The sequence below is a fragment of the Nocardioides sp. URHA0032 genome (genome assembly GCF_000620645.1).
Classification (GTDB): Bacteria; Actinomycetota; Actinomycetes; order Propionibacteriales; family Nocardioidaceae; genus Nocardioides.
Window position 1 is genome coordinate 156641 of the sequence record NZ_JIAV01000021.1, and the last position, 20313, is coordinate 176953.

Below are 20313 nucleotides of genomic sequence, written 5' to 3' on the forward strand. Positions count from 1 at the left end.
GTCTGTCGGCCATGACTCAAGGTCCCGACCAGCCGCTTGACCCGAACGAGCCGTCCGACGGCCAGTTGGTCCCTCCGCCGTACGGCGAGCCGAGCCCGCCGCCCGCCGGCGATCCGGTGCCGCCCCCCAGCCAGCCGACGCCCCCTCCGTACCAGCAGCAGCCCTACCAGCAGCAGCCTCCGCCGCAGCCCGGCTACGCACCCGGCTACCCGCCCAACCCGGCCGCGCCGTACGGCGTGCACCCGGTCACGGGCATCCCGTACTCCGACAAGACCAAGCTGGTCGCCGGCCTGCTGCAGATCCTGCTGCCCTTCGGCATCGGCCGGTTCTACCTCGGTGACACCAAGACCGGGGTGTGGCAGCTGGTGGTCACGCTGGTCACCTGCGGCATCGGCGGGCTGTGGCCGTTCATCGACGGCATCATCATCCTGGCCACGGACAACGTCACCGACGCGCAGGGACGACCACTGCGGATGAGCTGACCGTTCTGTCAGCGACCTAACAGAACGACGACCTCCGTCGGCTCCACCATGAGTGCGGCGCTCCCACCGGGGGAGCCGCCAGGAGCCACGGAGGTTCGTCATGTCAGGTCAGCGTGGATCGATCGTGCGGGTGCTGAAGAACCCCGCGCTGCGGCGGATCCAGCTCGCGTTCCTCGGCTCGACCCTGGGGGACTGGGCCTACGGGGTCGCCGTGACCGTGTGGGCCTACTCCGAGGGCGGCGCCGCGGCGGTCGGCGTCTACCTCGCGCTGCGGTTCGTGGTGGCCGCGGTCGCCGGGCCGCTCGGTGCGGCGCTGGCCGACAAGGTCGGCTCGCGCAAGCGCTACATGATGGCGAACGACGGCACCCGCGCCGTGCTCGTCGCGACCGCTGCGGTCGTCGTCGGGACGGACGGCCCGGCGGTGCTGGTCTTCGGGCTCGCGCTGCTGGCCGCCGGGGTCGGTGCGAGCTTCCGCGCGGCGCAGTCCGGTCTGGTCCCGAGGCTCGTCGACGACCCGGCCGAGCTGACCGCCACCAACGCCGTCACCTCCAACCTCGAGACGGTCGCGATGTTCAGCGGCCCGGCGATCGGCGCCCTGCTGCTCGCGGTGGTCGACGTGCAGGCGGTCTTCTGGCTCAACGCGCTCACCTTCGTCTGGTCGCTGTCGCTGGTCGCCGCCGTCCGCGTGCCGCCGGCTCTGGAGCCGGCACACGACGAGGACGAGCAGCAGGACGGGTTCCTGCGCGAGATCACCGCGGGCTTCGCCCAGCTCGGCCGCGACCGCGACCTCCGCACCGTGTCGCTCGTCGCCGCCTCCCAGGGCGTCATCTGGGGCTCCCTCACGGTGTTCATGGTGATCATCGCGGTCGAGACCCTGGACGCCGGCGCGGCCGGGGTCGGCTACCTCAACACCGTCATGGGGCTCGGGACCGTCGCCGGGGGCCTGGCCGTGCTCGGCCTGGTCGGCCGGGGCCGCCTCGGCCGCGACATGGCGTACGGCGTGCTCGGCTGGGCCGTTCCGCTGCTGGTGATGGCGCTCTTCCCCAGCCCGGTCGTGGCAGTCGCGGCGCTCGCCGTGATCGGCCTCTCCGACCCGTGGGTCAACCTCGGGCTCGACACCATCCCGCAGCGGGTCGCCCCGGCGCGGATCGTCTCCCGCGTGTTCGCCGCCGTCGACAGCGCGCTGATCGCCGCGATGGCGCTCGGCGCCGCGACCGCCCCACTGCTCGTGCACCTGCTCGGCCTCCGGGGAGCGATGGCCGCCCTGGGCCTGCTCGTCGTGGTGATCGCGGTGGCGAGCCTGCCGCGGATGCGTCGCCTCGACGCCCGTCTGGCCGAGCCCGAGCACACCGCCCTGCTGCGCGGGATCGACGTCTTCGCGCCGCTGCCGCCCGCCGCGGTCGAGTCGCTGGCCGGCAAGCTCCAGCCCACGCCGTACGCCGCCGGTGCAACGGTGATGGCGACCGGGGACCACGCCGACGGCTTCTTCGTGATCCTGTCCGGCCGCGTCGAGGTGACCCGCGACGGCGCGCTGCTGCGCACCGAGGGCCCGGGGGAGTACGTCGGCGAGATCGGCCTGCTCCGCGACGTACCGCGGACCGCGACCGTCACCGCGACCGAGGACACGGTGCTGCTCCGCCTCGACCGCACCGACTTCCTCACCGCGGTCACCGGGACCCCGGCGGCGACCAGGGCGGCGGACGCCGTCGTCGCCGACCGCCTGGCTGTCTGAGGGAAAGAGCGGCGACGGTGCGCGGGATGGGGCATCCTGTGGACGTGACGAGCTGCGGCAGCTGCGGCGCCTCGGGACAGCCGGCCGGGGCACGGTTCTGCTTCGCCTGCGGGGGGAGCCTGCAGGCCCCCGCCTGCCGCGCATGCCACGCGGAGGTCGTGCCGGGCGCCCGCTTCTGCAGCTCGTGCGGCACCGAGCAGGCCGCGGGCGGCCCGTCGCAGCCCGTCGCGTCGCGCCGGGTCACCAGCGTGCTGTTCGGCGACCTGGTCGGCTTCACCGCGCTGTCGGAGACCCGCGACCACGAGCAGGTGCGCGAGCTGCTGTCCCGGTACTTCGACGAGTGCCGCGCGATCGTCGCGCGGTACGGCGGGGTCCTCGAGAAGTTCATCGGCGACGCCGTGATGGCGGTCTGGGGAGTGCCGACCGCGCACGAGGACGACGCCGAGCGGGCGGTCCGCGCCGGGCTCGAGCTCACCAACACCATCGCCGCGATGGGCTCGGACGTCGGCATCCCCGACCTCGCCATGCGGGTCGGCATCGTCACCGGCGAGGTCGCCGTCACCATCGGCGCCGAGCAGCAGGGCATGGTCGCGGGCGACGCCGTGAACACCGCATCCCGCGTGCAGTCCGCCGCCGCGCCCGGCCAGGTCTGGGTCGACGAGACCACCCGGCTGCTCACGTCCTCGGCGATCACCTACGTCGACGTCGGCAGCCACCCCATGAAGGGCAAGGCGGACCCGGTCCCGCTCTGGGCGGTCCGGGCCGTCGTCGCCGCGGTCGGGGGCGCCCAGCGGGCCGACGGGCTCGAGGCGCCGCTGGTCGGCCGGGACCGCGAGATGCGCCTGGTCAAGGAGCTCTTCCACCGGGTCGAGGAGAACCACGTTCCGGCCCTCCTCGTCATCGAGGGCGAGGCGGGGGTCGGCAAGTCGCGCCTCGCCTGGGAGTTCGAGAAGTACATCGACGGCCTCAGCGCCGACGTCCGCTGGCACACCGGCCGCTGCCTGTCGTACGGCGAGGGCGTGGCGTTCTACGCGCTCGCGGAGGCGATCCGCACCCGGCTCCAGATCCTCGACGAGGACGACGGCGGCGGGCTCGAGCGGCTGGTCCCGGACCCGGACGAGCGGGCCTGGCTGGAGCCGCGGATCGCCGCGCTGCTCGGCGTCGGCGCGGTCGGGTCCTTCCAGCGCGAGGACCTCTTCGCGGCGTGGACGACGTTCCTCGAGCGGGTCAGCGGTGGCGGGATCCCGGTGGCGCTGGTCATCGACGACGCGCAGTACGCCGACGACGGAATGCTCCGCTTCGTCGAGCACCTGCTGGCCGCCGCGACGTTCCCCTGCTTCGTCGCGCTCCTCACCCGACCGGGCCTGCTCGAGGCGAACCCGGCACTGGCGACCAACCGCCGCTCGACGGTCGTGCACCTGGAGCCGCTCGCCGAGCGGGAGATGGGCCACCTGCTCGACGGCCTGGTCGCCGGCCTCGACGACGGCGTCCGCGACGCGCTCGTGCGCCGCGCCGAGGGGATGCCGCTGTTCGCGGTCGAGACGGTGCGCTCCCTGATCGACCGGGACCTCGTCGTACCCCGCGGTGGCCAGTACGTCCTCGCCGGCGAGGGCCCGCTCGACCTCGACGCGGTCGGCGCGCCCGCGTCCCTGCAGGCGCTCATCGCCGCACGCCTCGACCAGCTCTCGCCCGAGCAGCGCCGGGTGCTCGACCGGGCCAGCATCGTCGGCCGGCCGTTCCCGCACGGCCTGATCGCCGCGCTCTGCCCGGAGGTCACCGACCTGGACCGGGTGCTCGGGTCGCTGGTGCGCCTCCAGCTGCTCCGCCAGGAGACCGGCCGGTTCAACAGCGACGCGGGGCTCTACCAGTTCGTCCAGGTCGCGGTCCGCCAGGTGGCGTACGGCACCCTGTCGCGCCGCGACCGCAAGGCCGGCCACCACGCGGTCGTCGAGCTGCTCGACGACGAGAGCGCCGCGATCGCCGCGCAGCACCACCTCGAGGCGATCGACGCCGTCCCGGAGGACCCGGACGTCGCGGACCTGACCGAGCGCGCGATCGCCCTGCTCGGCAGCGCCGCCGCGCGGGCCCGGGCGCTCGGCGCACCGGGCGAGGCGGCCGGCCACCTCCGCGTGGCCCTCGGCCGGACGACCGATCCTCGGGAGCGGGCCGTGCTCCAGCTCGAGCTCGCCCGGGCGCTCAGCGACACCGAGGACCAGGCGGCCGCGGTCGAGCACGCGGATGCGGCACGTGCGGCGTTCGACGCGATGGGCGACGAGCTCAGCGCCGCCGACGCGGTCAGCGTGCTGGCGAGCGCGCTCGCGCGGGACCGGCTGGAGCTCGCGGAGTCCCTCGCGATGGCCCAGGAGCGGTTCGACGCCCTTCGTGACCGCGACGACGCCGTCGCGGTCCTCCTCCCGCTCGCGCAGACCATCACCCAGATCAAGCTGCGCACCCAGGCCCGCTTCGGCGAGCACGCGACCGACCACGTGCGGCTCGCCGAGCAGTACGGCGACGAGTCCCGGATCGCCGACGCCTACGTCGGCCTCGCCCTCCACCACATGATCACCGGCACCCGTGGTCTCGGCCGGGTGCTGTTCACCGCCGCCGCCGAGCTCGCCCGGCGCAACCACCAGCTGGTCACGCTGACGCGCAGCCTCATCAACCTCAACGTGTCCTGGGTCTCCGACGACGCCGCCCGGGCCCGGGCGTACGGGCTCGAGGCGGTCGAGGTGGGTCGCCAGGCCGGCGCGATCATCGCCGTCTCCAGTGCCTCCTCGAACCTCGCGCTCGCCAGCCTGCTGACCGGCGACTGGGACGAGGCGCTGGCCACCGCCGAGGACGCCGTCGCCGACCAGCCCCTGGCCGAGCTGGTCCGCGCCCGCGTCGCGCTCGCCCGCGGCACGGAGTGGCGGATCCCGCCGGAGCTGGCCGATCCGGCGTACGGCGGCGACGACCTGTCGCTGCGCTGCTTCGCCGAGCTGCTCCGGGCGCTGGACGCCCACCGCGCGGGTCGCCCGGCCGGGCGGCTCGCCCTCCAGGCGGTCGGGACGACGTACGCCGTCGCCGGGCTGTACGACGACTTCACGCTCATCTGGCTGGTGGCGACCGAGCTCGCGTGGGCCGACGGTGATCGCGAGGCGTTGGCCGGGATGCAGGCGATGGTGGACGCCCATCGGGGCGGCGCGATCCCGGTCGGCGTCCGCGCCCAGCGCGCCCGCATCGCCGGCCTGCTCGCGGCCGGCGCCGGTGACGACGAGGCCGCCGAGGCCCACCTGCGCGAGGCACTCGCGCACGCCCAGCAGTGGCACTCGGAGCCGACCGCGGCACTGTGCAGCGCGGACCTGGCGGCGGTGCTCCAGCGGGAGGGTCGTGCCGACGAGGCGGCGGAGCTGGCGGGCCAGGCGCAGGCGAGCTTCGAGCGGCTGGGAGCCGACCGCTGGGCGACCGACCAGGTCTCAGCCTGAGCGGTCCTCCAGCCAGCCGCGGTCCAGCACGACCACCCGGCCGCGACCGAGCTCCACCACGCCCTGCGCGACGAGCCTCTGCAGCACCTGGTTGACGCTGGGGCGGGTCCCGCCGACGAGCTCGGCGAGGTGCTCCTGGGTCAGCGGGACGACCACCGGCCCCGGCCGGCCGTCGCCGTACATCCCGGCGAGCTCGGCAAGTCTCCGGTGCACCCGCCGGTCGAGGCCGTCGTACATCGCCTCCAGCAGCCGCGCCGACAGCTCCTCGACCCGCCGGGCCATCAGGAACAGCAGCAGCTGGTTCGCAGCCGGGTGGCGCCGGCGCAGGTCGCGGAACTCGGCTGCCGACAGGGACAGGGTCTCCGCGTCCTCCAGCGCCACGATCGTCGCCGAGCGCACCGGCGGGCTGCCCTCGAGCAGCGACAGCTCGCCGAAGTAGTCGCCGGGCCCGAGCAGGTTGAGGGTCGCGTTCTCGCCGTCACTGGTGGATACCCGGACCGCGAGCCGCCCCGACGACACCAGGTGCAGGCTGTCCGACGGGTCGCCCTCGTGCACCAGCACGTCCCCGCGTCCGTAGCTGCGCCGGCGCGCCGCGGACAGCACGCGCCGGCGTTCGTCCTCGTCGAGCGAGGCGAGCAGCGACCACTCCACGGAAACAGTCAACCGCAGTGTCAGCGACCGAACAGAACGACCGGCCGGACCGGAGCAGAGTCGTCCTCACCAGACACCGCGAGACCAGACACCGCGATCCGACCGGGAGGAGTGAGGGACATGACGACCACGACGACCTGTGTGCAGCCGCGACGCGACCTCGACATCGAGCGCTGATCCAGCTCAGCTCGTGACGAAGTCGATGAGCTCCTCGACCCGGCCCAGCAGGGCCGGGTCGAGGTCGTGGTACGACGAGACCCTGCTCAGGATGTGCTTCCAGGCGCGGGCGGTGTCGGCCTGGTCGCGGTGTGGCCAGCCGAGCTGCTGGCAGACGCCCTTCTTCCACTCCACGTTCCGCGGCACGTCCGGCCACTTCTGCAGGCCGAGGCGCTCCGGCTTGACCGCGGCCCAGATGTCGATGAACGGATGGCCGACGATCAGCACGTGCTTGCCCACCGGCGACCGCGCGATGCCCTGCGCGATCCGGCTCTCCTTCGAGCCGGCGACCAGGTGGTCGACCAGGACGCCCACTCTGCGATCGGGTCCCGGCCGGAAGTCGCGGAGGTGGTCGGCCAGGTCGTCGACCCCGCCGAGGTACTCGACCACGACGCCCTCGACGCGGAGGTCGTCGCCCCAGACCTTCTCGACCAGCTCGGCGTCGTGCCGGCCCTCGACGAAGATCCGGCTGGCCCGGGCGACCCGGGCCTTCGCGTCGTGGACGGCGACCGAGCCGGACGCCGTCCGCGTGGGCCGCGCGGGCGCCGCCGCGCGCACCGGAGCCGTGAGGATCACCGGCTTGCCCTCGAGCAGGAACCCCGGGCCGAGTGGGAAGGTGCGCCGGCGGTTGCGCCGGTCCTCGAGCGTCAGGGTGTGCAGGTCGCGGTCGACCGCGACGATCTCACCGCAGAAGTCGGTGGTGACCTCCTCGACGACGGCGCCGATCCGGGCGGGCGCCTCGACGGCGCGGCCGCGCCTGGGCGCGCGCCAGTCGGTGGAGAGGACGTCGCTGGCGTACCGGTCCGGTGGAGTCATCCCACGACCGTAGATCTCGCCACCGACAGCGGCCCGGAGGCCACGCCGTCAGTCGTCCTCGTCACCCTCGCGGTCGCCGTCGTCGTCGGTGGAGCCCTCCGGCGTCTTGCCGCCCCGCACGTCCAGCTCCTCCGGCGACTTGGCGTCGTCGTCCAGCGGCTGGGCGAGCGGGTTGTCGTCGGTGGGCTGGAGGTCCTCGGGCAGGTCCTCGTCCTCGATCCCGACGTGGTCGTTGGTCTCGCTCATGCGAGTGTCGTACCCGCTCAGCTGAACGGCAACCGCATCCGGCTGCTGCGTCCCGGCCCTCGCGGGCTCGGGCCGGGGCAGCCGTCCCCGGTGGTCGAGTAGCCGTCGCGAGGGACGAGCGGCGGCGTATCGAGACCCCCGCCGGGCAGCTCGGTCTCGATACGCCGGTCGCGAGCTCGTTCCTCGCTCGCGCGGCTACTCGACCTGGCTGCTGCCCCCCAGCCCTCGCAGGCTCGGGCTGGGGCAGCTCGGTCTCGATACGCCGGTCGCGAGCTCGTTCCTCGCTCGCGCGGCTACTCGACCTGGCTGCTGCCTCCCAGCCCTCGCAGGCTCGGGCTGGGGCAGCTCAGATCAGCGGCAACCGCTTCTGGCTGCGCGGCAGCTGCTCGTAGCCGCGGCGGACGGCCTCGCCCAGTCGCTCCCGCGGCCACGGCCACTCACCGGTCTCGACCGCCTGGTCGAGCGGCACGCCGCGGCCGGCGAGGTCACGGATCGTCTCCGCGATGATCCCGATCTGGTTGCGCTGCTCCTCGACGAAGTCGCGGTCGACCGGCGCACCGTGGCCGGGCACGACCAGCGAGGCCGAGGTCGTCAGCGCCAGCACCACGTCGAGGCTGAGCGGCCAGTCCATCGGCCACGAGTCGTCGCCGAACGACGGGGTCGCGGACTCCTCGACCAGGTCCCCGGCGAGCAGCACGTCGACGTCCGGCACGCGCAGCACGAGGTCGCCGCCGGTGTGTCCCTTCCCGGGGTGCACGAGCTCGACCATCCGGTCGCCGAGGTCGAGCGCGAGCGCGCTGGAGAACGTCCGGTCAGGCAGGACCACGACGTCCGCGTCTCCCCACCGCGCCAGCTCCTCGGCCGCCGTCTCGTGGGCGATGATCGGCAGCTCGCCGTAGGCGGTCCGGAAGGTGCGGTTGCCGTAGGAGTGGTCGAAGTGCCAGTGGGTGTTGATGATCCCGGTCACCTCGCCGGCGCCGAGGCGGCGTACGTCGTCGACCACCTCGCGCGCGTGCGCGTCGGAGCCATGGGTGTCGACGACCAGGAGGCCGTCGGACCCTCCGACGAGGGTGACGTTGACGTCCCACTGCGGATAGCGCGCGACCCAGACGCGGTCGGCGACGTCGGTGAACGGCACCGGCCCACCCTAGGCCGTACAGCCCCCGCACAGCCGCCGGCGTCCTCCCCGCCGGCCTTCCGAGAGCCCGCCGGTCCGGCCGCCTTGTAGGCTTGGCACTCAGGACATTCGAGTGCCAGTCACCAGGCGGGAGGAGGCCGACCATGCAGGAGGAGCGCAGGCTCGCCGTCCTCCGGGCGATCGTCGAGGACTACGTCGCCACCGAGGAGCCGGTCGGCTCCAAGGCGCTGGTCGAGCGGCACGGCCTCGGCGTCTCGCCGGCCACGGTCCGCAACGACATGGCGGCGCTCGAGGACGAGGGCTACATCACCCAGCCGCACACGAGTGCCGGTCGGGTGCCGACCGACAAGGGCTACCGCCTCTTCGTCGACCGGCTCACCACGGTCAAGCCGATGAGCACCGCCGAGAAGCGCGCGATCGCCACCATCCTCGACGGTGCCGTCGACCTCGACGACGTCGTGAACCGCTCGGTGCGGCTGCTCTCGCAGCTGACCCGGCAGGTCGCGGTCGTGCAGTACCCGACGCTCTCCCGCTCCACGGTCCGCCACGTCGAGGTCATTGCGCTGGCGCCGTACCGCCTGCTGGTCGTGCTGATCCTCAGCACCGGCCGGGTCGAGCAGCGCCTGGTCGAGATCGCCGAGGAGCTGGCCGAGGACGACCTCGCCGACCTACGCTCGCTGGTCAACCGGACCGCCGTCGGCGAGGTGATCGCCGAGGCCGTCACCGCGCTGCGCGCGCTGGTGCCCGCCGAGGACGCCGACCCCACCACGGCGGCGGTCGTGGAGACGCTCGTCGACGCGATGTCCGACCACCGGTCCGACGAGCGGGTCGCGGTCGGTGGTGCTGCCAACCTGGCGCGGTACGGCGACAACTTCGACTCCGCCGTCCGCCCGCTGCTCGAAGCGCTCGAGGAGCACGTGATCCTGCTCAAGCTGCTCGGCGAGGCCCACTCGGGCGAGCCGCTGACGGTGCGGATCGGCCACGAGGGCCCGTACCAGTCGCTCTCCTCGACCAGTGTGGTCGCGACCGGGTACGGCCCGGGTGACGAGGCGTTCGCGCGCCTCGGCATCGTCGGGCCCACCCGCATGGACTACCCGGGCTCGATGGCCGCCGTCCGCGCGGTCGCGCGCTACGTCTCGCGCATCCTCGACGAGGCCTGAGCCCACCACCCGAACCCACCCGGAACCAGAAGGAACAACAGTTGAGCCAGGACCTGTACGAGCTTCTCGGTGTCGATCGCGGCGCAGACGCCGACACCATCAAGAAGGCCTACCGGCGGCTGGCGCGGCAGTACCACCCCGACGTCAACCCGGAGCCGGAGGCCCAGGAGAGGTTCAAGGAGATCTCGGTCGCCTACGAGGTGCTGTCCGATCCGGGCAAGCGCGCGGCGTACGACCGCGGCGGCGACCCGTTCGGCGGGATGGGCGGCGGTTTCGGCCAGGGCGCCGGCTTCTCGTTCACCGACATCATGGACGCGTTCTTCGGTGGCGCCGGCGCCACCGGCGGCCGGGGTCCCCGGCCGCGGGAGCGGCGCGGCCAGGACGCGCTGATCCGGCTCGAGGTCGAGCTCGCTGAGGCGGCCTTCGGGATCACCCGCGAGATCAAGGTCGACACGGCGGTGCTGTGCAGCACCTGCCACGGGGAGGGCGCCGCGCCGGGAAGCCACCCGATCCCGTGCGAGACGTGCCGCGGCGCCGGCGAGGTGGCGCACGTGCAGCGCTCGTTCCTCGGCGAGATCCGCACGCTCCGGCCGTGCGCCGCGTGCCGTGGCTACGGCTCGATCATCCCGGACCCCTGCCGCGAGTGCTCCGGTGACGGCCGGATCCGCTCGCGTCGCACGCTGACGGTCAAGATCCCGGCCGGCGTCGACAACGGGACCCGGGTCCAGCTCACCGGCGAGGGCGAGGTCGGCCCCGGCGGCGGCCCGGCCGGCGACCTGTACGTCGAGATCCACATCGCCCCGCACCCGACGTTCACCCGGCACGGCAACGACCTGCACTGCACGGTCACGCTCCCGATGACCGCCGCGGCCCTCGGCACCACGCTGACGCTCCCCACGCTGGAGGCGGACGTCGTCGAGGGCGACGAGAGCGAGACCGGTCTCGAGCAGTCCTTCGACCTGGACATCCGCCCCGGCACCCAGTCCGGGGCCGAGCAGGTGCTCCGCGGACGTGGCGTCCCCGGACTGCGCGGCGGTCGCGGCGACCTGGTCGTCACGGTCGTCGTCGAGACCCCGACGAAGCTGGACCCGCGGCAGCAGGAGCTGCTCCGGCAGCTCGCGGCGCTCCGCGAGGAGGAGGCGCCGTCGGGCCAGGTGCGGCCCAGCCAGAAGTCGATGTTCGGCCGGATCCGCGACGCGTTCAACCAGCACTGACATGACGCTGCCCGTGCACCTCGTGCCGACGCTCGCCGGCGTCGGCCCGGGTACGGAGGTCACCGTCGACGGCGACGAGGCGCACCACGCGGTCGCCGTACGCCGACTCCGGGTCGGTGAGCAGGTGGTCCTGACCGACGGGCGCGGCACGTCGGTCCGCGGCGTCGTCGCGTCGACCGGCAAGCGGGTGTTCACGGCCGTGGTCGAGGAGGTCGCGCGCCACGAGCCGCCCGCGCCCGAGGTGGTCGTGGTGCAGGCGATCCCGAAGGGCGACCGCGGCGAGCTCGCGGTCGAGGTGCTCACCGAGGTCGGCGTGGCTCGGATCGTGCCGTGGGCCGCGTCCCGGAGCGTGGCGGTGTGGAAGGGCGACCGCGCCGAGAAGTCGCTCGGCCGCTGGCGGTCGAGCGCACGCGAGGCCGCCAAGCAGGCGCGTCGCTCGTGGTTCCCCGACGTGTCGGAGATGGCGTCCACGGCTGACGTCGTCGCGCTGGTCTCGGAGGCCGACCTCGCCGTCGTGCTCCACGAGGACGCGACGGACCCGCTCGCCACCGTCGAGGTGCCGACCGGCCGGCTCGTGGTCGTCGTCGGCCCCGAGGGCGGGCTGACGGCCGACGAGGTCGCGGCGTTCGTCGGTGCCGGCGCGGTATCCGTGCGACTCGGCAGCGAGGTGCTGCGCACGTCGACCGCCGGCCTCGCCGCCGTCTCGGCCCTGCTGTCGCGCACCGGGCGCTGGAGCTGATCGCCACAGGTTCACCGCGACGGACGCTCACAGCGCCAGCAGCCCGTTCACCCGCTCGACCTCCTCGTCGAGCTCCCCGCGCTCGGCCGCACTGAGCCCGCGGAACAGCTGCACCCCGTCGACCCGCCCGTCGGCGATCCGCCAGAGGCCCGCCAGCCAGCCGTCGACGAAGATCGTCATGCCCAGGCCGCCGTTCGGGCCCATCCACCGGCGCCGGTCCTCAGCCGTGGTGACCCGGTCCCGGCCGGCGTGGGAGAGCCAGACGTTGTCGTAGGTGCCGAGCAGGCGCACCGGCGCGGGGACGTCGGCGTCCTCGATGACGCCGTCGGACACGTCGTACAGCACCTTGCCGTCCCCGTCCTCGTGCCTGACGAGATCGTCCATCGCCGCGAGCACCGGACCGAGCCGGGTGACGCCGGACCACGTCGTCAGGTCGGCGGCCGACCCCGGGCCGAACGCACGCAGGTAGCGCCGCACGATCTCCGGCACGTCGGGCTCCCGCAGCGGCGCGCCCACCCAGTCCTCGAGCGGCTCGTAGACGACCCGGCCCGACCCGTTCCAGGTGCCGCGCGGCGGCGTCTGCACGAGGGCCCGCTGGAACTGGGGGACCGGGTCCGCGTGGTTGCGCTGCACCCTGTCCATCACCGGCTGCGTCCACCGCCGCAGCACCAGCGCGTCCTCGGCCGGGAGCAGGTGGATCGTGCCGCGCATGGTCAGCAGCCGCACCAGCGTGCGCTGCTCGAGGGCCCGGGTGACGTCGTGCGGGTCGAAGGCCCTCAGCCGGGCGTGGAGGGAGAGGTACGGCGACAGCGTCTCCTGCGCTTGAAGTCCGACCAGGTGCGCGGTGACCGCGCGCGGGTCGAGGTCGACGCGGTCGAGCAGGTGCTGGCGCCGGAGCAGCGTCCGGTTCAGCAGCCGCCGGTCCAGCCTCACTGCACGGTGAACGTCTTGGAGTCGACCGTCGGGCCGTCGCCCTCGCCGTCCGAGGGGTCGTCGGTCATCGCGACGAACGTGTAGTCGCCGGGCCCGAGGTCGGACACGTCCACGTCCGCCTCCCAGGGGTAGAGCTTGTCCATCCAGCCCTCGGCGGTCGCCGCGCCCTTCTCGACCACGTCACCGGAGGCATCCCGGACCTCCCACGGGGTGTTGGCCTCGAACGAGCTCGAGACCCCGCTGGCGGTGAACGTCCCGCTGACCGTCGCGCCCGACTCGGGAGCCGTGATGTTGACGAGCGCGAGCGTCCTGATCGGGTCGGCCGCGGTGAAGCCGTCCTCCGACGCGATGCCGAAGACCTGGGTCTCGTGGCCCTCCGAGTCGTAGAAGTGGATCGGCAGCCGGGCCTGCATGGCGCCCTGGGCGGTGTAGACGAGCTGCTGGATCGCCAGGAGGGCGTCGGACTCGCTCATCCCTGCCGGCCGCCGGGTCCACGAGTCGTCGGGCAGCGTGAACGCGTTGGCGTCGCCGATCTCGTCCGGGACCTCGAACGTGCCGGCGGGCAGGAGGGTGCGGTAGTCGGGGTCGAGGGCGTCGCCGGACGCGGCCAGGTCGAGCGCCGCGTAGGTGCCGGTCCCCTCGACCTCGCGGAACTCGCGGTACAGCCGCGGTCCCTGGGGCGTGTCACCGACGAAGTAGACCGGCACCGTCGTCCGGCCATCGGCCGGCTGCGCGGACACACCCGATCCCTTCGGCGACTCGCTCGCCTGACCGTCGTGGTGCTTCGTCGAGCCGCTCGCCGGGCGCTGGTCGGCGCCGGTGTCGTCGCTGCCGCACCCCACGAGCGCGAGGGCGGGTACGGCGAGCAGGGCGACGATCCGGGCGTGGCTGGTCATGGCGTCAATCCTCCCGGTGGAACGCCGTCAACGGACGATGATCGTGCGCGTGTCGGAGTCCGGTCCGCCGCCCTCGCCGCCCGACGGGTCGTCCGTCGTGGCCACGAACGTGTAGTAGCCGAACGGCAGGTCGCTCACGTCGATGTGCGCCTCCCACGGGTACATCCGCCCCGTCCCGGCCGCGGTCGCGAAGCCGTGCGCCACGACCACGTCGTTGTCGTCGAGGATCTCCCACGGGACGTTCGCCTCGAAGGAGTTGGCCGCGCCGCGCGCCGTGAAGTGCTCGTGCACCTCCAGCCCCTCGGTGGGGTCGTTGATCATCACCTGGCTGAGCGCGTCGACGTCGGCCGTCACCGGAGCACCGTCGTCGAACCGCACCGGCACGCGCTCCCCGACTGCCGCCTGCAGCGTCAGCACGACCTGCTGGGTGGACAGGCTGTCCGGGTCGACCTCTGCCGAGCCGACCTCGACCTGGATCACGCCCTGCGCCTGCCGGGCGGACGCGAAGGAGCCGTGCGCCCACGGGGTCCGGTAGTCCGGGTCGTCCGCGGGTGCCTGGATCCGGTCGAGCGCTGCCTGCAGCGGATCGCCCGCCGGCACCTCGTCGTACTCCCGGAACAGCCGTGGTCCCCGCGGGGTATGGCCGATGAAGTAGACCGGGACGACCTGGTCCTCGCCGGTCGGCATCACCATCGAGCCGTGGTCCTTCGGGGAGGACGGGTCGAGGACCGCGAACGCCGCCACCGTCGCCGCGGTGGCGAGGACCACGCCTCCCGCGGCGTAGAGCCACGGCCGCGCGGCGCGGGTGGGGGCGTTCGCCGTCCGTGCCCGGATCGCGTCGATGCGGTCGGCCGGCTCGATCTCGTCGACGGCGCCGTGGAGCAGGTCGCCCAGGTCGGGCAGGGGAGTGTTCACAGGTCCTCCTGGAGCAGCGCGCGCAGGGCGGCGGAGCCGCGGGAGGCGTGGCTCTTCACCGCCCCGCGGCTGATGCCGAGCGTGTCGGCGATGTCGGCCTCGGACAGGTCGAGGAAGTAGCGCAGCGCCAGCACCTCGCGCTGCCGGTCCGACAGGGCGCGCATCGCGTCGAGCACCGCCTCGCGCTGGTCGGACGCCGGCGTCGGGTCCTGGGTGTCGGCGAGGCGGACCGTCGCCGCGTGCCGGGCGACGACGGCACGGTGCCGCAGCGCCGAGCGCGAGCGGTTCACGACCGCCTGGCGCAGGTAGGCGAGCGCGCGCTCCGGGTCGCGGAGCCGCGACCACCGGGCGTGCACGGCGACGAACGCATCCTGCACGACCTCCTCGGCCGTGCCGACGTCGCGGACGAGCAGCACCGAGAGCCGGACCAGCTGGCGCCAGTGCGCGGCGTACAGCTGCTCCAGCGCCTCGTCGGCCGTCCAGGCGGCACGCTCGGTCATCAGACTCACGCTAGTGGCACGCGTGGGGCCGCCATCGGGTTTACTTGGCGGCGGAGGAGGATTCGTGGAGGACTGCATCTTCTGCAGGATCGTGGCGGGGGAGATCCCGGCTGACGTCGTGCACACCACCGAGCGGACGGTCGCGTTCCGGGACCAGAACCCGCAGGCACCCCTGCACGTCCTGGTGATACCCAAGGAGCACCACGCGAACGCCGCCGATCTGGCCACCGCAGACCCCGCCGCCTCAGCGGAGCTGGTGCGCACCGCGGCCGCGGTCGCGACCGCCGAGGGGTACGACGACCACCGCCTGGTGTTCAACAGCGGCGCGGAGGCCGGCCAGACCGTGTTCCACACCCACCTGCACCTGCTGGCCGGCCGCCCGATGACCTGGCCCCCGGGATGAGCCGCCGGCTCGCGCTCGGACTGGCTCTCGTGCTCGCCCTGGCCCTGACCGGGTGCGTCCGCGAGGGCGACGACCGGCGCAGTGGCTCGCCGACGAGCCTGCTCAACACCCAGCCACCCGAGGTGGTCGCCAGCCAGCTCGCCGCGACCGAGCCCGGCAAGCACCTGCCGCTGCGCGCGGGCGAGAGGCGGATGACGCTCACCATGCCGTCGGCGTACACACCGTCGGCCCCGACCGGCACCGGCACGGACGACTACCGCTGCTTCCTCCTCGACCCGCACCTGAAGAAGGACGTCTGGCTGACCGGCAGCAACGTGCTGCCCGGCAACCCCGCGGTCGTGCACCACGTGATCCTGTTCCGGGTGCCGCCCGAGAAGGTCGCCGAGGCCGAGGCGAAGGACGCCGAGAGTCCCGACGACCAGGGCTGGACCTGCTTCGGCGGGACCGGGCTCGCCGGCGACTTCTCGAACATCGACGACGCCTCCTGGCTGGCCGCCTGGGCGCCGGGCGGGGACGAGACCAAGGTCCAGGACGGGTACGGCGTCCGCCTCGACGCCGGCTCGCGGATCGTGATGCAGGTGCACTACAACCTGCTCAAGGGCAGCGCTCCTGACGTCTCCAGCACCGAGCTGCGATGGACGAACGGCAAGCGCGACCTGACGCCGCTGCACACCTACCTGATGCCGGCGCCGGTCGAGATGCCGTGCCGGCCCGACCACGACGACGGCCCGCTCTGCGATCGCGACGCCGCCGTCGCCGACGTGATGTCGCGCTTCGGGTCCGCCGGCAACACCAACAGCCTGCTGCACCTGCTGTGCGGCACCGAGGCGAAGCCGTCGAACACCACCTCGTGCACACGGACGGTCGGCAGGGGCATGACGGTCATCGGCGTCGCCGGGCACATGCACCTGCTCGGGAGGTCGATCAGGATCGAGGTCGACCCGGACACCCCGGATGCCAGGACGATCCTCGACATCCCCGTCTGGAACTTCGACAACCAGGGCACCAAGCCGATCCAGCCGGTCCACCTCGACCCGTTCGACACGGTGCGGGTCACCTGCCACCACGTGCAGTGGTTGCGCGACGTGCTGCCGGCGTTCCAGGGGATCCCGGACAAGTACGTGATCTGGGGCGAGGGCACCACCGACGAGATGTGCCTCGGCATGCTCCAGGTCGCCTTCGACGACGAGAGCTGACCTGTCGGTCGAATGAAGGGTCCTGACCCCCGTCGGTCGAGTAGCGAGCGCCGGCGACGCGACCTCCTCCGTCGGTCGCGGGCACCACTCGACCTGGCGCCGGCCTCCCGGCCTTCGCGAGCTCAGGCTGGGCGGCGCTCAGAACAGGTAGAGCACCCGCATCGCCGCGAACAGCACCGGCAGCCCGAAGACGACCAGCATCACCCAAGCGGCCACCCGGTGCATCGGCTTGGTGGAGTCCAGCCGCCCGGCGAAGTCGAGGATCGCGCCGTCCGGGACGTGGTGGCTCAGGCCCATCCGGCGGGCGTCCTCGGGGAGGTGCTGGCCGGCGAACCAGGACGGCGGCGCGTCGTCGTCCGCGTCCCAGTCGGGCTCCCTCTCCATGGAGCCACGTTACTCGCTGGGACGGTCCCCGGGGCTCCCGTAACATGGAGGAGCCGACGACACCGAACGAAAGGCCGCCCGCCCGGGCATCCATGACTGACACCAACCACCAGGGGGACCGCCCCGCCAACGCCACGCGCCACACGGTGGTGGTCCCGAACAGCATCAACATGGTCAGCCTGCTCGGCCCCGGCGACGAGTTCCTCGGGATCATCGAGGGCGCCTTCGACGCCGAGATCCACGTCCGCGGCAACCGGGTGACGCTGTACGGCGAGCCCGGCGAGGTCGCCTTGGCCGAGCGGCTCCTCGACGAGCTGGTCACGATCATCCGCACCGGCCAGGGCATCACGTCCGAGACCGTCGAGCGGGTGCACACGATGCTGCGTGCCGAGACGACCGAGCGCCCGGCCGACGTGCTGAGCCTGAACATCCTCAGCAACCGGGGCCGCTCCATCCGCCCCAAGACGCTCAACCAGAAACGCTACGTCGACTCGATCGACAAGCACACGATCACCTTCGGCATCGGGCCCGCCGGCACCGGCAAGACCTACCTCGCGATGGCGAAGGCCGTGCAGGCGCTGCAGTCCAAGAACGTCAACCGGATCATCCTGACCCGGCCGGCGGTCGAGGCGGGGGAGCGGCTGGGCTTCCTGCCCGGCACGCTCAGCGAGAAGATCGATCCCTACCTGCGCCCGCTGTACGACGCCCTGCACGACATGATCGACCCCGAGACGATCCCGAAGCTGCTGGCGGCCGGGACCATCGAGGTCGCCCCGCTCGCGTACATGCGCGGCCGCTCGCTCAACGACTCGTTCATCATCCTCGACGAGGCGCAGAACACCTCGCCCGAGCAGATGAAGATGTTCCTGACGCGCCTGGGCTTCGGCTCCAAGATCGTGGTCACCGGCGACGTCACGCAGGTCGACCTCCCGAGCGGCACCAAGTCCGGCCTGCGGGTGATCGAGGACATCCTCACCGGCGTCGAGGACATCTCGTTCAACCGGCTGACCAGCCACGACGTCGTACGCCACCGCCTGGTGGGCAAGATCGTCGCCGCGTACGACGAGTTCGACGCGCGCGTCGAGCTCGCCAGCACCCGATGAGCTCGCGATGAGCATCGAGATCCTCAACGAGTCGGGCCGCGAGCTCGACGAGAAGAGGCTGGCGGAGCTGAGCCGCTTCGTGATGGACCGGATGCGCGTCCACCCGCTCGCCGAGCTGTGCATCAAGGCCGTCGACGAGCCCACCATCGCCCAGCTCAACCAGCAGTGGATGGAGAAGGAGGGCCCGACCGACGTGCTCGCCTTCCCCATGGACGAGCTGCGGCCCGGCCTGGTCAACGAGGAGCCCGAGGAGGGCGTGCTCGGCGACCTGGTGCTCTCACCGGAGGTCGCCGCCCGCCAGGGTGAGGCGGCCGGCCACGGCGCCGAGGCTGAGATCGAGCTGCTCACCGTGCACGGCATCCTGCACCTGCTCGGCTACGACCACGCCGAGCCCGAGGAGCACCAGGTGATGTTCGGGCTGCAGGACGAGATCCTCGCGGCCTGGCGCGCCCAGTGACGAGCCAGTGAACGTCTGGCTGCTGCTCGTCGCGGCGGCCCTCGTGGTCCTCGCCGGGCTGTTCTCGGCGGCCGACGCCGCGCTCTCGACGTTCTCCCGCGCCCGCGCCGAGGAGCTGCAGGCCGAGGGCCGCGCCGGCTCCCGGCGGCTCGTCGTGCTGCTCGACGATCTGCCCCGCAACCTGAACACCGCGCTGCTCCTGCGGCTGTTCTGCGAGATCGCGGCGATCGTGCTCGTCACGCTCGAGCTGCATGCGGCGTACGACGCCTGGTGGCCGACCGTGCTCACCACGATCGGCGTGATGCTGGTGCTGTCGTTCGTGGCGATCGGGGTCGCCCCCCGGACCGTGGGGCGGCAGCACTCCGAGCGGGTGGCGCTGGTCTCCGCGGCGCCACTGGCGTCGGTGACCGCGGTCCTCGGCCCGTTGCCGCGGCTGCTGATCGTGGTCGGCAACGCGCTGACGCCCGGCAAGGGCTTCCGTGAGGGACCGTTCGCGACCGAGACCGAGCTGCGCGAGCTGGTCGACTTCGCCGAGGCGTCCGCCGTGATCGAGTCCGGCGAGCGCAAGATGATCCACGACGTCCTCGAGCTCGGCGACACGATCGCCCGTGAGGTGATGGTGCCGCGCACCGACGTCGTCTACATCGAGCGCTACAAGAACCTCCGCCAGGCGCTCTCCCTCTTCCTGCGCAGCGGCTACTCGCGCGTCCCCGTGATCGGGGAGAACCTCGACGAGGTCGTCGGCATCGCCTACCTCAAGGACACCGTGCGCCGGGACTTCGAGGCCCCTGACGTGGAGTTCACCCAGCGCATCGACGAGGTGATGCGGCCGGCGCACTTCGTGCCGGAGTCGAAGCCCGCCGACGCGCTGCTCTCGGAGATGCAGGCGATGCGCCAGCACATCGCGGTCGTCGTCGACGAGTACGGCGGCACCGCCGGCCTGGTGACCATCGAGGACATCCTCGAGGAGATCGTCGGCGAGATCACGGACGAGTACGACGAGGAGACCGTCGACGTCCAGCCGCTCGACGACGGCGCGGTGCGGGTGTCGTCGCGCTACCCGATCGACGACCTCGACGAGCTGTTCGGCTTCGAGGTCGACGAGGAGGACGTGGACAGCGTGGGCGGTCTGATGGCCAAGCACCTGGGCCGGGTGCCGATCCCGGGCTCGTGGGTCGAGGCGCACGGCCTGCGGTTCGAGGCCGAGGCGACGTCCGGCCGCCGCAACAAGATCGGCACCGTGCTCATCGCGCGGGTGCCCGGGAACGACGAGTCGGAGGACGGTCATGAGTGATCTCCCGGCAGAGCTGCCGGCCGAGCTGTCGGCGGAGGACCGCAAGCTGGTGACGCTGGCCCGCGCCACCCGCGCCCGCACGGGCGCGGCCGAGGGCGCCGCCGTACGCGACGCGGACGGGCGCACGTACGCCGGCGCCACCGTCGCCCTCCCGTCGCTGCACCTGTCCGCGGTCGGTGTCTGCGTCGCGATGGCGGTCGCGTCAGGCTCGAAGGGCCTGGAGGCCGCCGTCCTGCTCACCGGCGAGCCGACCGTTCCGGACACCGACATGGCCGCACTGCGGGACCTCGGCGGCGCTGGTGTCGTCGTGCACCGCGGCGACGTGAAGGGAACGCTGGCGGAGACCGTCACGACCTGACGGGCTGCCAGAATGC

The 20313-nt window shown here is 72.9% G+C and carries 21 protein-coding genes; 12 read left to right on the forward strand and 9 right to left on the reverse strand.

Annotated features, from left to right (window positions below; translation table 11 throughout):
• Positions 1 to 11: 11 nt before the first annotated feature.
• The 3 genes from N538_RS0112830 (at position 12) to N538_RS29490 (ending at position 5678) form a co-directional block, all read left to right on the forward strand.
• The gene (locus tag N538_RS0112830; protein ID WP_028637641.1) at positions 12 to 482 is read left to right on the forward strand and encodes a TM2 domain-containing protein; all 471 of its coding nucleotides are present in this window, start codon (positions 12 to 14) and stop codon (positions 480 to 482) included.
• A gap of 100 nt (positions 483 to 582) precedes the next feature.
• Positions 583 to 2214, forward strand: coding sequence for an MFS transporter (locus tag N538_RS0112835; protein WP_028637642.1), 1632 nt, complete (start codon positions 583 to 585; stop codon positions 2212 to 2214).
• Between the two features lie 44 nt (positions 2215 to 2258).
• Positions 2259 to 5678 carry an adenylate/guanylate cyclase domain-containing protein gene (locus tag N538_RS29490; protein ID WP_197025334.1) on the forward strand — a complete coding sequence of 1140 codons (3420 nt, stop codon included), beginning with the start codon at positions 2259 to 2261 and terminating at the stop codon, positions 5676 to 5678.
• Here N538_RS29490 and N538_RS0112845 read toward each other — a convergent pair.
• The 4 genes from N538_RS0112845 to N538_RS0112860 form a co-directional block, all read right to left on the reverse strand.
• Positions 5670 to 6329, reverse strand: coding sequence for a Crp/Fnr family transcriptional regulator (locus tag N538_RS0112845; RefSeq protein ID WP_051549251.1), 660 nt, complete (start codon positions 6327 to 6329; stop codon positions 5670 to 5672). The genes N538_RS29490 and N538_RS0112845 overlap by 9 nt on opposite strands.
• A gap of 183 nt (positions 6330 to 6512) precedes the next feature.
• Entirely contained in the window at positions 6513 to 7361 is an 849-nt protein-coding gene (locus N538_RS0112850; RefSeq protein WP_028637645.1) for a DUF3097 domain-containing protein, read from the reverse strand.
• Between the two features lie 48 nt (positions 7362 to 7409).
• Positions 7410 to 7607 carry a hypothetical protein gene (locus N538_RS0112855; protein WP_028637646.1) on the reverse strand — a complete coding sequence of 66 codons (198 nt, stop codon included), beginning with the start codon at positions 7605 to 7607 and terminating at the stop codon, positions 7410 to 7412.
• Between the two features lie 346 nt (positions 7608 to 7953).
• Positions 7954 to 8745 carry an MBL fold metallo-hydrolase gene (locus N538_RS0112860; RefSeq protein ID WP_028637647.1) on the reverse strand — a complete coding sequence of 264 codons (792 nt, stop codon included), beginning with the start codon at positions 8743 to 8745 and terminating at the stop codon, positions 7954 to 7956.
• Positions 8746 to 8888: 143 nt separating this feature from the next.
• On the opposite strand from N538_RS0112860, the gene hrcA reads away from it, so the two are divergent.
• From hrcA to N538_RS0112875, 3 genes are read left to right on the forward strand one after another with little or no spacing between them, the layout of a single operon-like run.
• Positions 8889 to 9905: a heat-inducible transcriptional repressor HrcA gene (hrcA, locus tag N538_RS0112865; RefSeq protein ID WP_028637648.1), complete on the forward strand. Its 1017-nt coding sequence runs from the start codon at positions 8889 to 8891 to the stop codon at positions 9903 to 9905.
• A gap of 41 nt (positions 9906 to 9946) precedes the next feature.
• Complete coding sequence (gene dnaJ / locus N538_RS0112870; RefSeq protein WP_028637649.1) at positions 9947 to 11119, forward strand: molecular chaperone DnaJ; 1173 nt, start codon at positions 9947 to 9949, stop codon at positions 11117 to 11119.
• A gap of 1 nt (position 11120) precedes the next feature.
• Positions 11121 to 11858: a 16S rRNA (uracil(1498)-N(3))-methyltransferase gene (locus N538_RS0112875; RefSeq protein WP_028637650.1), complete on the forward strand. Its 738-nt coding sequence runs from the start codon at positions 11121 to 11123 to the stop codon at positions 11856 to 11858.
• A 27-nt stretch (positions 11859 to 11885) separates the two neighbouring features.
• Here the strand turns inward: N538_RS0112875 and N538_RS0112880 are convergent, their stop codons facing one another.
• From N538_RS0112880 to N538_RS0112895, 4 genes are read right to left on the reverse strand one after another with little or no spacing between them, the layout of a single operon-like run.
• Positions 11886 to 12791 (reverse strand): winged helix DNA-binding domain-containing protein, encoded by a 906-nt coding sequence (locus tag N538_RS0112880; protein ID WP_028637651.1) that lies wholly within the window; start codon positions 12789 to 12791, stop codon positions 11886 to 11888.
• Positions 12788 to 13687, reverse strand: a complete 900-nt coding sequence (locus N538_RS0112885; RefSeq protein ID WP_028637652.1) for a Gmad2 immunoglobulin-like domain-containing protein — start codon at positions 13685 to 13687, stop codon at positions 12788 to 12790. Before N538_RS0112885 ends, N538_RS0112880 begins: the two co-directional genes overlap by 4 nt.
• Positions 13688 to 13714: 27 nt before the next feature.
• Entirely contained in the window at positions 13715 to 14602 is an 888-nt protein-coding gene (locus N538_RS0112890) for a Gmad2 immunoglobulin-like domain-containing protein (protein WP_028637653.1), read from the reverse strand.
• A complete protein-coding gene (locus tag N538_RS0112895; protein WP_028637654.1) occupies positions 14599 to 15102 on the reverse strand; it encodes a SigE family RNA polymerase sigma factor in 504 nt (167 codons plus the stop codon). The genes N538_RS0112890 and N538_RS0112895 overlap by 4 nt, the downstream gene beginning before the upstream one ends.
• 64 nt (positions 15103 to 15166) lie before the next feature.
• Between N538_RS0112895 and N538_RS0112900 the strand changes: the two genes are divergently transcribed.
• Both N538_RS0112900 and N538_RS0112905 read left to right on the forward strand, forming a co-directional pair.
• Entirely contained in the window at positions 15167 to 15505 is a 339-nt protein-coding gene (locus N538_RS0112900; RefSeq protein ID WP_028637655.1) for an HIT domain-containing protein, read from the forward strand.
• On the forward strand, positions 15502 to 16701 hold the full coding sequence (locus tag N538_RS0112905; RefSeq protein ID WP_155992082.1) for a hypothetical protein: 1200 nt from the start codon (positions 15502 to 15504) through the stop codon (positions 16699 to 16701). Before N538_RS0112900 ends, N538_RS0112905 begins: the two co-directional genes overlap by 4 nt.
• A 138-nt stretch (positions 16702 to 16839) precedes the next feature.
• On the opposite strand, the gene N538_RS25235 is transcribed toward N538_RS0112905, so the two are convergent.
• Positions 16840 to 17085 carry a hypothetical protein gene (locus tag N538_RS25235; RefSeq protein ID WP_036570412.1) on the reverse strand — a complete coding sequence of 82 codons (246 nt, stop codon included), beginning with the start codon at positions 17083 to 17085 and terminating at the stop codon, positions 16840 to 16842.
• 92 nt (positions 17086 to 17177) lie between these two features.
• On the opposite strand from N538_RS25235, the gene N538_RS0112915 reads away from it, so the two are divergent.
• Genes N538_RS0112915 through N538_RS0112930 form a run of 4 tightly spaced genes read left to right on the forward strand, consistent with a single transcriptional unit; the run spans position 17178 to position 20297 of the window.
• Positions 17178 to 18188 carry a PhoH family protein gene (locus N538_RS0112915; protein WP_028637657.1) on the forward strand — a complete coding sequence of 337 codons (1011 nt, stop codon included), beginning with the start codon at positions 17178 to 17180 and terminating at the stop codon, positions 18186 to 18188.
• Between the two features lie 7 nt (positions 18189 to 18195).
• The gene (ybeY, locus tag N538_RS0112920; protein WP_028637658.1) at positions 18196 to 18645 is read left to right on the forward strand and encodes an rRNA maturation RNase YbeY; all 450 of its coding nucleotides are present in this window, start codon (positions 18196 to 18198) and stop codon (positions 18643 to 18645) included.
• 7 nt (positions 18646 to 18652) lie between these two features.
• Entirely contained in the window at positions 18653 to 19939 is a 1287-nt protein-coding gene (locus tag N538_RS0112925) for a hemolysin family protein (protein ID WP_028637659.1), read from the forward strand.
• On the forward strand, positions 19932 to 20297 hold the full coding sequence (locus N538_RS0112930; protein WP_028637660.1) for a cytidine deaminase: 366 nt from the start codon (positions 19932 to 19934) through the stop codon (positions 20295 to 20297). The genes N538_RS0112925 and N538_RS0112930 overlap by 8 nt, the downstream gene beginning before the upstream one ends.
• Positions 20298 to 20313: the final 16 nt, after the last annotated feature.

Bases quoted from the DNA above. Each gene is read 5' to 3' on its own strand.
- N538_RS0112830 (WP_028637641.1), top strand. From the start codon at position 12: ATGACTCAAGGTCCCGACCAGCCGCTTGACCCGAACGAGCCGTCCGAC.
- N538_RS0112835 (WP_028637642.1), top strand. From the start codon at position 583: ATGTCAGGTCAGCGTGGATCGATCGTGCGGGTGCTGAAGAACCCCGCG.
- N538_RS0112850 (WP_028637645.1), bottom strand. From the start codon at position 7,361: ATGACTCCACCGGACCGGTACGCCAGCGACGTCCTCTCCACCGACTGG.
- N538_RS0112855 (WP_028637646.1), bottom strand. From the start codon at position 7,607: ATGAGCGAGACCAACGACCACGTCGGGATCGAGGACGAGGACCTGCCC.
- hrcA (WP_028637648.1), top strand. From the start codon at position 8,889: ATGCAGGAGGAGCGCAGGCTCGCCGTCCTCCGGGCGATCGTCGAGGAC.
- N538_RS0112875 (WP_028637650.1), top strand. From the start codon at position 11,121: ATGACGCTGCCCGTGCACCTCGTGCCGACGCTCGCCGGCGTCGGCCCG.
- N538_RS0112885 (WP_028637652.1), bottom strand. From the start codon at position 13,687: ATGACCAGCCACGCCCGGATCGTCGCCCTGCTCGCCGTACCCGCCCTC.
- N538_RS0112895 (WP_028637654.1), bottom strand. From the start codon at position 15,102: ATGACCGAGCGTGCCGCCTGGACGGCCGACGAGGCGCTGGAGCAGCTG.
- N538_RS0112905 (WP_155992082.1), top strand. From the start codon at position 15,502: ATGAGCCGCCGGCTCGCGCTCGGACTGGCTCTCGTGCTCGCCCTGGCC.
- N538_RS25235 (WP_036570412.1), bottom strand. From the start codon at position 17,085: ATGGAGAGGGAGCCCGACTGGGACGCGGACGACGACGCGCCGCCGTCC.
- N538_RS0112915 (WP_028637657.1), top strand. From the start codon at position 17,178: ATGACTGACACCAACCACCAGGGGGACCGCCCCGCCAACGCCACGCGC.
- ybeY (WP_028637658.1), top strand. From the start codon at position 18,196: ATGAGCATCGAGATCCTCAACGAGTCGGGCCGCGAGCTCGACGAGAAG.
- N538_RS0112930 (WP_028637660.1), top strand. From the start codon at position 19,932: ATGAGTGATCTCCCGGCAGAGCTGCCGGCCGAGCTGTCGGCGGAGGAC.